12 protein-coding genes are annotated in these 11,657 nt (G+C 45.9%); all 12 read right to left on the bottom strand.

The genetic code is table 11. The features are described 5' to 3' along the window. Window positions 1-145: 145 nt before the first annotated feature. Window positions 146-364 carry a hypothetical protein gene (locus ABFV83_RS03755; RefSeq protein WP_349947604.1) on the bottom strand — a complete coding sequence of 73 codons (219 nt, stop codon included), beginning with the start codon at window positions 362-364 and terminating at the stop codon, window positions 146-148. A gap of 462 nt (window positions 365-826) precedes the next feature. Further along, window positions 827-1,582 (bottom strand): hypothetical protein, encoded by a 756-nt coding sequence (locus tag ABFV83_RS03750; RefSeq protein ID WP_349947603.1) that lies wholly within the window; start codon window positions 1,580-1,582, stop codon window positions 827-829. A gap of 52 nt (window positions 1,583-1,634) precedes the next feature. Continuing rightward, window positions 1,635-3,764 (bottom strand): hydantoinase/oxoprolinase family protein, encoded by a 2,130-nt coding sequence (locus ABFV83_RS03745; protein ID WP_349947602.1) that lies wholly within the window; start codon window positions 3,762-3,764, stop codon window positions 1,635-1,637. Window positions 3,765-3,780: 16 nt separating this feature from the next. After that, window positions 3,781-5,127: a citrate transporter gene (locus ABFV83_RS03740; RefSeq protein ID WP_349947601.1), complete on the bottom strand. Its 1,347-nt coding sequence runs from the start codon at window positions 5,125-5,127 to the stop codon at window positions 3,781-3,783. A gap of 51 nt (window positions 5,128-5,178) precedes the next feature. Beyond that, window positions 5,179-6,186, bottom strand: a complete 1,008-nt coding sequence (yiaK, locus tag ABFV83_RS03735) for a 3-dehydro-L-gulonate 2-dehydrogenase (RefSeq protein WP_349948856.1) — start codon at window positions 6,184-6,186, stop codon at window positions 5,179-5,181. A 328-nt stretch (window positions 6,187-6,514) separates the two neighbouring features. Beyond that, the gene (locus ABFV83_RS03730) at window positions 6,515-7,504 is read right to left on the bottom strand and encodes a LacI family DNA-binding transcriptional regulator (protein ID WP_349947600.1); all 990 of its coding nucleotides are present in this window, start codon (window positions 7,502-7,504) and stop codon (window positions 6,515-6,517) included. Window positions 7,505-7,699: 195 nt separating this feature from the next. After that, entirely contained in the window at window positions 7,700-8,569 is an 870-nt protein-coding gene (locus ABFV83_RS03725) for a shikimate dehydrogenase (RefSeq protein WP_349947599.1), read from the bottom strand. A gap of 15 nt (window positions 8,570-8,584) precedes the next feature. Then, complete coding sequence (locus ABFV83_RS03720) at window positions 8,585-8,773, bottom strand: hypothetical protein (protein WP_349947598.1); 189 nt, start codon at window positions 8,771-8,773, stop codon at window positions 8,585-8,587. Further along, window positions 8,746-9,423, bottom strand: a complete 678-nt coding sequence (locus ABFV83_RS03715; protein ID WP_349947597.1) for a DUF554 domain-containing protein — start codon at window positions 9,421-9,423, stop codon at window positions 8,746-8,748. Before ABFV83_RS03715 ends, ABFV83_RS03720 begins: the two co-directional genes overlap by 28 nt. Before the next feature lie 129 nt (window positions 9,424-9,552). Beyond that, window positions 9,553-10,239, bottom strand: a complete 687-nt coding sequence (locus tag ABFV83_RS03710; RefSeq protein WP_349947596.1) for an MgtC/SapB family protein — start codon at window positions 10,237-10,239, stop codon at window positions 9,553-9,555. Between the two features lie 14 nt (window positions 10,240-10,253). Further along, entirely contained in the window at window positions 10,254-10,577 is a 324-nt protein-coding gene (locus ABFV83_RS03705) for an RNHCP domain-containing protein (RefSeq protein ID WP_349947595.1), read from the bottom strand. 158 nt (window positions 10,578-10,735) lie between these two features. Then, window positions 10,736-11,515 carry a hypothetical protein gene (locus tag ABFV83_RS03700; protein WP_349947594.1) on the bottom strand — a complete coding sequence of 260 codons (780 nt, stop codon included), beginning with the start codon at window positions 11,513-11,515 and terminating at the stop codon, window positions 10,736-10,738. Window positions 11,516-11,657: the final 142 nt, after the last annotated feature.

The following is an 11,657-nucleotide window of genomic DNA, read 5'->3' as shown; positions in this document are numbered from 1 at the left end:
CTTTTTATTACGCCCTTATCCGTTCCTTCTGAAAACAGCGGCATTTTTCCAAAAAGAGCGGAACAAAAGCGTCTGCTTATATAAAAAGTATAGCATTTATGGACCGGCGTAAAAATAAATCATCTTAAGGTTTATAGCAATATCTTCATCTTTTCCCAATTCTTTTCATATAGAATTTTACGATTTTTACAATTTCATCATCTTTCTGTTTAAAGGCGGCAAAAAAACCTGTATGCTCTGCTGAAATCCCTCTGAAACAAATACATTTTACTGCACCTGTTTTTATAAGCTTGTACATGATTTTCTCAGAATTAAAAAGCATTTCCGATTTGCACAAAAAAACAGCGTTATCTTCAATATCCACAGAAAATAAGCTGCCGTATTTTAAAAATGCATTTTTATCGTTTGTACCTGTCTCTGATTGATTCCGCCGCTGCCATGCTGTCCCCCTCCCAAATGAGCTGAAATCCCGTTTTCACATGACTATCTTTCAATCCTTCCAACTCATATCAATTCCCCCAATATCTGGAACTGACTTCCAATCACATGATGCCATGAAAGCAATGAGCCAATCGCTGCAAAGGGGAATTTGGCGAATATAGCACAATAGTAGACGCTTGCGTCTATTATAGCACAAAAACATAATTAGCAATACCCTTTCTGCCATTTTCAGACAGCTTTCTGTTCCTGCTTATATGACGATCTGCTGGAAAAAGCAGCCAGTGTCTGCACCAGCTCCGTATCATAGGTAAAATCGCATTCCGACTTAGGAAAAAAGGCCCAAAGAACCGTTTCCGGTCCTTTGAACCTTTCCCCATGCCTCTTTCTAATCTGCCGCCTTTTGAGTGATATCCATAATCTCCTCATACAGAGCTGTTGCCGCATCTTCCTGGTATCCATACATCAGAAGGACGTCAAGCACATAAGGAGAAAACGAGATCCCCAGCATTTCCCTGGCAAATTCCATGCCTGCAATCTCCCCTAAGCACACCAGCCTGGACTTGTTGGAAAAGGGGCCCTTCCAAAGTTCCACCTTCTCCGTCTTTGTATAAATGGAATCCTCCTTGCGATATTCTACTCCGTGAAAAATCTCATGGGCAAGGAGAATGCTATAGACATCCACATGTTCTAAAAGTCCGCCAAGAAAATGATCTGCAATCAGCCTTTCGGCCCTTTCCACCCCATCCATGAAGATGGTCACTTCATCCGGCTCCACGTACTGGGCAAAGATCACATGACCGCCTCCTATGGGAATATCAGGGGTCAATACCTTAAGTCCCATTTTACGGGCTATGATGTCCGGGTCTCCCGTTTTATACTTCTCTTTTAAAAGAGCAGCCTCTTTCCTTCCGCACCGGCCCGCTTCCAGGATATAGCGAAGTTTCTGCCCCTGGTCAAACTTCCTCTCCAAAGGCTCTCTGGACCATGCGTACATGCCAAACTCTGTCTCAGACAGCTTTACCAGCTTTTCGATCATAGGGCGGAGAGGGAGTGTTTTTCCTGTTTCCTCCAGCCCAAAATCAGGTATCTGCTGTTTTCCAATCAATCCCTGAACCAGCCTTTTTGTATCTTCCCTGTTCATTGGCATTGCTCTCCTTTCCCATTCCTGCTTTATGATCTGCCTCAGCTATTGCCTATAACTGGTTCTTTGCACCAACAATGATGATATCATCTGCTGTATCGATCATCTGCATCTCCACATCCATCAGCATAAGGATCTGTTCCAGCTCCCCGGTCCCGTTAAAATCCATGACCCGGGCGCCTACACAGAGATAGTAATCAGGCCGCAGGATTGCATCGGCTTTAAATAAGGCCAGTTCCTCCCACATCTTAGACACAACGCTCCGGTAGGAGGACGCTTTTGCAAGCACCACCTTTCCGTCAGTTCTCTGAACCTTGATAAAGCCCTTTTTATCCAAAATACGGAGCGGCTCTTTTCCTTTTGCCTCCATGTTGTATACATAGAAATTCGGTGTCTGGCCCACAAGAGTGATGTCGGCCGGTCTGGCCCGCATATCCTCTGCTGCCAGGGACCTTGCCTCTTCTTCCGTACATTCCTTTAACAGATCAGTGGTCTTAACCTCTGTAGAGCCTAATGCAATGGCTGTCAGCTTGGAGGTCTGGGGATCAATCTCAATATGGACCTCTACTGTGTCAGGAGAAGCGCCGCTTTCCACCGCCTTATCAATGGCTTCTCTTTTAATGCTTTTAATATCCTCCGGCGTTGGATTGGGAATCACCCGCTCTACCACATCGCGAACCATGGCAAGAGCAACTCCAATGGAGGAGATTACCTCTGCATTCTCAGGTACACTGTATTTGATGTTCATCTTTTCCGCACAAAACCCGATCAGGGAGGTGGCTCCTCCGCCTACGCCAACCAGGGATATCTGGTCATGCTCCAGACGGTATTTTTCAGCCAGTTCCATAATGATGGGCTGGATCTTCTCATAAGCCCTTGTGAGAATCTGCTTTGCCACTTCTTCCACCGTCACTCCCAGATAATCCGCAACCGGCTGCATGGCTTTTCTTGCCGCATTGACGTTTCCGTAGGAGAAATCCTTTGGAGTTACCAGGCCCAGCACATTGGCTGCGCAACTGTTTGTGAGAGTAATCCTCTTTCCGCTTGCAAGGCGGATGGCTACATAGTCATCCGGATCTCCTTCTTTCGGAGAGAAAAATTCCAGCTTAGGATCAACGATTTCCGCTTCATCAGTAAATACCGCATAATCCAGGCCCGCAATATGGGCAGAACGAGGTCCTACATCATGAATTCCGTTTTTATTTGCCCGGATCATGCTTCCTCCGGCAACGCCCAGGACCCGTACATCTAAGGAGCTGATGTAAGTCCTATGTCCTCCTACGATGGAATAATCAATGGCCGGACGGCCGTTTTTAATGACTCCTATGTTGGTAGTGGTTCCGCCCACCTCAAAGTAGACGCCATTGGAAGCCCTTAAGTACATGAGGGAACCCATGACACTGGCTGCCGGACCGGACAGCATGGTCAGGACCGGCCGTTTCTTCATCTCATTGATTTCCATAACGCCGCCGTCCCCGCGCATGATCATAAGCGGTACCTCTACGCCTGCACCCCGGACACTTTGCTCCGTGGAGTTTGCGGTATTTAACATTTTAGGCAGAATACTTGCGTTGATGGCTGCTGTCCTGGTCCTTCTGGTAAGTCCATACAACTTGGTGATGTCGGAAGCCAGGGTAGTCTCCAGCCCCATCTCATCATGGGCGATTTCAAAGACAAACTGCTCTCCCCCAATGTCATCCACGCCGTATGTGTCCGAAGCCACCATCACCTGCGCCCCTTCTGCTTTTAACTCCTCCACCGCTTTTCTTACCGTATTTTCATCCACATCCATATCCTTGATATAGCGGTTCTTTATGGCGATGTTTCTTCCTGAGCCTAAGTCAATGTCCTTTAACTTTGTCTGGCATCTGGATAAAAATCCTTCCAGCCCTTTTGGCCCCATTCCGATCACTCCCACCGTTGCAACATCCCCTTCGATCAGGGCATTGGTCGCCTGGGTCGTACTGTGGGCCACAAAGATCACGTCCTCAGGATCAATGTCATTTTCCCTTAAACAGTTCTGAAACGCAGCCACAACACCTGCCGCAACGCCGCTGCAGTCATCATGAGTTGTCTTAACGGAGGACTTTCCGATAATTTCATGGGTCGCATTATCAATAGCAACCGCTTTTGTATGGGTGCCTCCTACATCGATCCCCATTCTTACCAATCTTTTTCCCATGTGTTTTCTCCCTCCATTAACCGAACATGACAAATGTAATGATCTGCAGGATAATACAGATGATCCAGCCGCAGACAATGCTTATCTTTAAGAAATCCTTTGTGGAAACCTTGGCATAGCTGATTCCCCACACGATCCAGGACTGGGTAATACAGCAGGAAACGTTCATGACTGTTGTGGAAGCGATCATAAGAGGAGCCAGGAAGGTTGTGGAAAATCCGATTCCTTTTAAGATCCCCAGAGTCGCAGCGCCGCAGCCATATAAGGTAAATGGTCCGCGGAACAGGCCAAGAGGCGCAAGCACACAGAAAATGATGGTGATGAACAAGGTGCTGTGTGGAATGATATTTCCTAACAGCGCATTAAAATATGGAATGCAAAGCTCCGCAGCCTTATTAAACATAGGTACCATCAGCAAAAAGCCAACCAAAGGAGCCGTATCCACAACACCATCAAAGAAATCCTTATTAAAGGTGCGGCATGCGGTCCTGAAATCCTTAAGCTTTCCGCATACGAACAGGGCATAAAAGCCGCCGATCAAAAAGCCCATAATAATGGGAACCTTGAATGCGATCAGCAGGAAAACAGGAATAAACGGCGTCAGCAGGGATCTGCCAGGCGCAAAATCGATGGTTTGCCTCATAGGTCTTCTGGCAGCCCATGGATGGACTGTTTTCTTTTTTCTCATGAAGAACAGCACAAGGCAGATGGTGAAAACAAGCTGGACAGTCAGAGCAATTCCGCCCCACCGTACATACTGGTCGTAAGGGTAAACCGTCTTTCCCTCTGCATCCAGGAAAAATGCCGTATACTGTCCGAACAATACCGGATTCAAGAACATCCCCGCTCCAATGCTCAGCATGAAAGAAACCACGGAAAGCACCTTGGGAATGCCAAGGGACATGAGGATAGGAAGAACGATAACGCCGATTGCAACCACCGCACCGGCTCCAAACAGGGAGGAGAAGATGGCAGTGGTAACGATGCATAACAGGATGCAGGTCACAGCCGGCTTATCGCCTCCAAGCTCTGTTGTCTTGCGGATCAGGGTGGCGGCAATGCCCGTTTCTAAAAGAACACGGCCAAACCATGCACCAAAAACTACGTTGACAAGAACATTGCCCCAGCCTTCAGGGCCGCTTTGAAATACTTTTGCAAATGCCTGGATCCAGGTGATCTGAATCCTGTCTGCATTGGCTGCTATAAACTCCGGATTTGTTGCAAATGTATTGCCAAGCATGGGAAGTATTGTCCAGAGAATTGCCATGACCAGCATTCCCATCATTAAGTTGCCGCCCCTTGCGGCATAAAATGCCAGGCCAAAGAATGAAACCAAAATCAGAATCCCTATGATATATTCCATTGATTTACCTCTCCCTCTTTACACTCTTTTTCTCATACGGTGAACAGTTCCTTATCTCTCCAGGGAATTTAAGGTTTCCCACACTTCTTCAATCACCGGGATACCGTTCTTTAAATTGTCTTCTCTTGTCTTTAATTCCAGTTCGCCTGGATAGAATACTTCTCCGCCTTCTGCCGCCGGTTCTGAGGACTTGATGTCCTTTAAGATCTCATCAACTATGGAATCTGTCTCTTCCACGGAATTGAATTTTCCCGGATCAATGGCGATCATCACCTGGGACAGCCCCACTTCATCCCCAAAGGTGCCGATCTTTCTCACGGAGTTTCCATTGGTCAGTACGGTTGCAATTAAATCAAGGGCAATGGATATCCCGCTTCCCTTCCAGTAGCCCATGGGAAGGACTCTCCAGGTTTTTTCAATCTCAGCCGGATCCGTGGTAATATTTCCGTTTGTATCATAGCCTCCCGGAACCGGAAGCTTCTGTCCCTTTAACCTGGTCTCTTCGATCTTTCCATAAGAAAACTGGGATACCGCACAGTCAATGACTGCATGCTTTCCATTGCTTCTGGGAATTGCCATGATGAAGGGGTTATTTCCAATCTTTCTGTCCTTGCCGCCCCATGCAGGCATGTTGGGCATGGTGTTGGACCAGCAGATTCCGATACAGCCTGCATCAGCAGCCTGCCATCCATAGCTGCCTCCCCGCATCCAGTGGTTATTATTGCCCAGAGCCACAACGCCTACACCATGCTCTTTTGCCAGTTCACATGCCCGGTCCATGGCAAGCTTGGCGTTTAAGGGGCCAAATCCCCGATGCCCATTCCAGCGCTCTATGTTCCCCATAGAAGATTCACAGGTGGCAATGGCTGCCGGATTGATCTCTCCCTTGTCCAGGTAGCTGACCACTCTTGAAAAACGGTTTACGCCGTGGGAGTAAACACCATCCAGGCTGTTCTTCGCAAATACAGTGGCCGCTCCCTCTGCATGATCCGCTGAAAATCCTCTGCTCTCCAAAATCCTTTGAAATTTCTTTAATAAGTCCTCATACTGCACTCTCATGCTCTTCATTCTCCTTTTCCTTCCTGTACACCAGGTTCCTTATTTAATCTTTCTCGATTTGAGAAAGCGCTTTCTTGAGTATCATTATAACATTCTTGACTTACATGTCAATATAAACCTGATTCAACAGCTTAAATTAGTAAGTTTTACACATATTTTGGAACGCATTTTTGTAAAATAGTTATATAAACTTTAACATCAAAAAAGCGTTTTCTCGTTATGATAAAAAAAGCGGCGCTTATCTTCAAATATTCTCAGAAAATAAGCTGCCGTATAACAAAAAGCTTTTTTACTATTCCTGCCTGTCCTGTCTAAAATTTCACTCCTGTCATGTGGTTCCCCGCGCAACCAGTTCCGGCTGGATTGCCAGGTTGGGAGCCGACGCCTTTCCTTCCAAAACCTCCTGCAAAAGCTGAGCACACAGCCCGCCCAGCAATTCCGGTTTATTGTCAATAGTCGTAAGCTCCGGCTCGCAGATCAGGGAATCCGGAGAATTGTTGTATCCGATGATCGCCACCTGATCCGGAATGGAAAAGCCCTGTTTTTTTAAGCCCTTCATCATGCCAATGGCAGTACTGTCTTCCCCGCACACCACACCGGTAAAACTGATGCCAGAGGAACACAGCGTCTCCGCCGCTTTCAGCCCGCCTTCCAGGCCGAATTTGCTGGGTATCACCCTTTTTTCCGCCTCAAGGAGGTCATGAAGCTTCATGGCTTCCAAAAATCCCTGCCGCTTCGCCCAGCCGCTGTCGGTTTCCATGTCATAAACATAAACCAGCTCCCGGTGTCCCTTTTCATATAAATAGTCCACCGCAGTCCTGATCCCCTTTGTATCATCCACCAGGACAGAATAAAAATCAGGCAGGTTCACTTTGCCGTTGGCCATAACCACCGGAATATCCTTTATTTTGGAGGTAATGTCAGGATAGTTAATCAGTTCATTGAAAACGGAACCAATGAGCACCATCCCGTCAACCTGCTTTTCTGACAGGATTTCCATGTATTTTTCACATTCTTCTATGGAGCCTCCTGTGTTGCACACCGTTACGTTATACCCTCTGTTGCTGAACTCCTGCTCGATCACATAAATCATGCGGGCATAATGGGTCACTCTTACATCCACGGTCAGGATGGCAATGCTTTTCATGGTCTTTGAGACCAGTCCCCTTGCAATGGCGCTGGGTTTATAATCATATTTCTTAAGTACCTCTTCCACCCGCCCGCGTATCTCCGGATTCACATTTCCCTTATTGTTCAAGACACGGGAAACCGTAGATATGGAGGTCTTTGCTTCTGCCGCAATATCATAAATATTCATCAGTTATCACCCTTGAAAGCCCTTTCTTAAACTTATTTTATCCGATTTCCCAAGGTTTGTCACGGATTTTTATTATTTTTATAGACAAATCCGTCTTTCCTGGTCTTGTGACCGGCTTTGCAGCTGGGTTTAAAACAGGCTAAGCCAGGAGGTCGTTTCCGCCGCCCCGGACTTAGCCTGCAATTTTTATTTTTATTAACTGAAAAACAGTTCCTTCACTTCCTCTACAGGCATTTCCTGTCCTGTATAAAGCTTAAATGCCTCAGCTCCCTGCCATACAAGCATTCCCTGCCCATCAATGCATGTGCAGCCGGCAGCCTTTGCCTCCCGAAGCATCTTTGTTTCCTTTGGATTGTAAACTGCATCAACCACGACTAAGCCAGGGCGGAACATGGCAGTATCCTTTACAACGCTCTCATGATCCATTGGCTTCATACCCACAATGGTAGCATTCGCCAGAATATCACTGGCAGCTATCTCTTCCCTCATCTTTTCCATATCCGCAATGTCATAGACATTTACAATGCATTCCGGCTTTTCCTGCCTGATCTTTTCGGCAGTTTGAAGGGTTCTTTCAAAGAATGCATCCTTTATGTTAAAGATGGAAATTTCCCTGGCCCCCTCCAGCGCGCACTGCACCTGGATTGCGGCAGCTGCTCCGCCTCCGCCGCAGACAATGATCTTCTTACCCCTAATTTCTACTCCGTGATCCCGCAGATTATCTACAAAGCCCTGGCCATCCGTAATATGCCCGATCAGCTTTCCATCTTCATTTACTATGGTATTGACCGCACCGATGATCCGGGCGGCGGGTGAAAGCTCATCCATGTATTTCACGGCTTCGTTTTTACAGGGCATGGTCACGTTGCAGCCCCTCATGCGAAGTGTTTTTATGGCATCCATCGCCTTTTCAACCTCATCCACCTTGATATCAAAAGCAAGATATGCGTAATCCAGTCCCAGCTTCTCAAAGCAGTAATTATACATGGCCGGTGAACCGGAATGCCCTACCGGCGAACCAATCAGACCTAACAAACCTGTTTTTCCCGAAATTCTTTTTTCCATCGTTTTTTCTCCTTCTCACGCGATTGCCCATCTTTTCCGGGCAGGATCCACCCCGTTTTCCGGGTATAAAGGCATGCCTGTATTACCGATAAGATACACTTCTTTCACCGGCTTGTCAACATTTTCCTTTTGGCAGACCAGAAGCCAGTCCCCCTTTTTTGCCAGTCCCCTTCCAATCAGAGGATGGCTTTTATTATAAACCATAAGACAGGCACCAATAAAGACGGAAGCATGTTAAGCGCCTTACAGTCCTTGATTTTCAATATGGAAAGGCCGGAACTAAGAATTAAAAAACCGCCTACAAGTGAAATCTCGGTTAATAGCTCGGAAGTTAAAAAAACAGATAAGCGGCCGGAAAAAAGATAAATGCTTCCCTGCCACAAAAATAGAATTACTGCAGACAATGCAATCCCGATCCCATAGGTCGATGCCAGGACCATGGATGTAACAAAGTCCAGAGTTGCATTTGTAAACAGATAGGTATTGTTTCCATAAAGAGCGCTTTCCATGGGACCTAAAATCGAAAGCGTTCCGATGCAAAACAGCAATATAGCCGTAGACAGCCCCTGGCCCAAATCTCCTTTTGAAAAGCGGGCTACAATCTTATCAAACCTTTCCACCAGATTCAATCTGGCGCCAAGGAGGCTGCCTGTTGCAAGGCTGATGATAAAAAGCACAGGAAAGCTGCTTTTTGGCATATTCTGTACGACTGCATTGATGCCGAGTCCGCAGGCGGAAAGTCCCATGGCATGATATAATGCATCCTGATATTTGTCATTGATCCCCTTTTTAACACAAGTTCCTATTACACTGCCGGTCAGAATCGCAGCTGTATTTACAATAATCCCTATCACGGTCCTTCTTCCTCCCTGAAACAACAAGTCTTCCAAAACCTTCATGTTTTTCCTATGAAAAACAGTATAACAGATTCCTTTTATTTTGCAAGACATTATATCAGGACAGCTTTTCGATTCTTTGCCGGCCTATGCCACCTCTCTTACATAAAGAATACCGGGCAATTGCCTGATTTCTTCTATAATCTTTGCATGGTTTACCTTATGGCGGAAATTGACATCAAAGGTCAGGGTGCCAAATTCCCCGTTCAAGGTCTTTATTTTGCCGGCTTCCATATCAAAAATTTCGTAGTGGGACTGCTCCGTGTACAGGGATAAATTCTGCATGGAAAATTCTTCGTTGTATTCCAGATATATTTCCATGGTTTTTGCATGAGTTTTTATGTAAAGGTCAATCTTCTTTAAATACATCAGTGAAAAAATAATAAAAATACTCCCCAAAATGGCTCCGCCGTAAAAACCGATTCCAACCGCCAGCCCAACCGCTGCAGCGGCCCAGAGACCTGCCGCAGTTGTCAGGCCCCTGATCTCGTTTTTAGAAGTGGTGATAATGGTCCCGGCTCCTAAAAAGCCAATTCCGCTTACCACCTGGGATGCCATCCGGGTAGGATCCACATTGGTATAGATTGTTGCAATATACTGATTGGTAATCATAATAAGTGCTGAGCCGCACCCTACCAGAAGGTAAGTCATAAAACCTGCCGGTCGGTTTCTTAACCCCCTTTCCATTCCGATTGCCCCGCATAAAATAATGGACAAAATAAGCCGGAATGCAATAGAGGCCATATTTACCTGTGATAACATATAATGAATCAATCACCTCTCCCGCTCTATGTAATCAGATACATAAGTTCCCGAATCAATTCTCTATTATCTGGCTGGCAATTACCTTCACAAATGACATTGTGCCTGTATGTCCCACACCTGGTGCACCGGTGGATCAGTTGAAATCCCTTTTTCGTATGATATCGAATTCCTGTTGGTTCCATAAGCCTCCTGCAGCTGTTTTTTCTGTCACCCGGAACTTCGCCATCTACATGGAGAGAATACAGGCAAAAGGGACAATGGTTTCTGTAGCTGCCATTTGGTATGGACAGTACCTGTCTTTTACAATTTTGACAGACAAATGCTGCATTCAGTTTTCTTTTTTGCATGAAAATCACCTCCGTTTTCCGAAAAACGGAGGCGATATCTCATGATCCTAACACAATGAGCCGCATACTAATATCTATGCAGCCTCCGTTTTTTCATATTCTTTTCTTCTGTTCCTCTCATATTCCATACGCATCACTCCTCTTCTTTCCCCATTTCTTTACTGGCCCAAGGGCTTTAACCTGTTTACCAGGCAGAAGTACTGGTAAAATTCCTCTGCTTCTTTCCGGCGCTCCTCATCAACGAGCCCGCCTTTCATATCATAAAGGATCTTTTGCATGATTGAATTGGAAAAATATTTAAGCTCCACATTTCCCCATTTTGTAATCTCCGCTCCATCGGAAAAATAATCCCAGTAAAATAGAGTTTCTTTGTCGTTTAGCTGAATCCTGTATTTTTCGTGGCTTTGAATGATCCCATCCTTGCAGGCAGAGCTTTCAAAATTGTCCTGCAGCATAAAGGTCCCTATGATTCGCCGCCTCTTTTCTGCGACCCCCTTAGGGCATACCGTAAGGAGACAGGCTGAATTCAGTTTGAGCCTTACCGGAATCTTGGGTTTTCCTTTGGAAGCACCGCTCTGATAGGAACCTGCATAGACTGCCCAATTGGAAAAAACATTTTCCCTGTCATTCTCCACAAATCCAAAGGCTGCCTGGGAATCTGGACGGATCTTTAGGTTTTGTATTTCCTCCATACGTTCCTGCTCGCTGATCTCCTCCGCCCGTCTGATTTCCTCTTCCTCCATGATATGCTTCAGCATATTGTTCATTTCTGTTTGTACCTTTTTATCCTTGAGTGTAAGAAATTTCTTAAAGGAATTGGGATATAAGAACTTTTTTTCACCCTGTGGAAAAAGTATGGTGATATATTTTTCCTCAAGCTCCTTAACCTTCCCCTCTCCAAACTTCATATGGCTGACTTCCATTCCTTCCAAATGCATAATGTTCCTCCTTTCAAAAAAAAGAAGGGCTTTTCATATCCATGCCATTGGCACAATACTAAAAGCCCTTCTTAAAAAGACGGTTCTTTACATGTCAATTATAAGATTGTTCATGAAACATCAAATCCCTCAACACATCAGG

The organism is Lacrimispora sp. BS-2, from assembly GCF_040207125.1.
Classification (GTDB): Bacteria; Bacillota; Clostridia; order Lachnospirales; family Lachnospiraceae; genus Lacrimispora.
The sequence above is the reverse complement of the archived record's forward strand: the minus strand, read 5'-3'. Positions and strand labels throughout refer to the sequence as shown.

Coding starts and splice junctions, on each gene's coding strand:
- ABFV83_RS03750 (WP_349947603.1), bottom strand. CDS start 1,582: ATGAACAGGGAAGATACAAAAAGGCTGGTTCAGGGATTGATTGGAAAA.
- ABFV83_RS03745 (WP_349947602.1), bottom strand. CDS start 3,764: ATGGGAAAAAGATTGGTAAGAATGGGGATCGATGTAGGAGGCACCCAT.
- ABFV83_RS03740 (WP_349947601.1), bottom strand. CDS start 5,127: ATGGAATATATCATAGGGATTCTGATTTTGGTTTCATTCTTTGGCCTG.
- yiaK (WP_349948856.1), bottom strand. CDS start 6,186: ATGAGAGTGCAGTATGAGGACTTATTAAAGAAATTTCAAAGGATTTTG.
- ABFV83_RS03730 (WP_349947600.1), bottom strand. CDS start 7,504: ATGAATATTTATGATATTGCGGCAGAAGCAAAGACCTCCATATCTACG.
- ABFV83_RS03725 (WP_349947599.1), bottom strand. CDS start 8,569: ATGGAAAAAAGAATTTCGGGAAAAACAGGTTTGTTAGGTCTGATTGGT.
- ABFV83_RS03720 (WP_349947598.1), bottom strand. CDS start 8,773: ATGGTTTATAATAAAAGCCATCCTCTGATTGGAAGGGGACTGGCAAAA.
- ABFV83_RS03705 (WP_349947595.1), bottom strand. CDS start 10,577: ATGCAAAAAAGAAAACTGAATGCAGCATTTGTCTGTCAAAATTGTAAA.
- ABFV83_RS03700 (WP_349947594.1), bottom strand. CDS start 11,515: ATGCATTTGGAAGGAATGGAAGTCAGCCATATGAAGTTTGGAGAGGGG.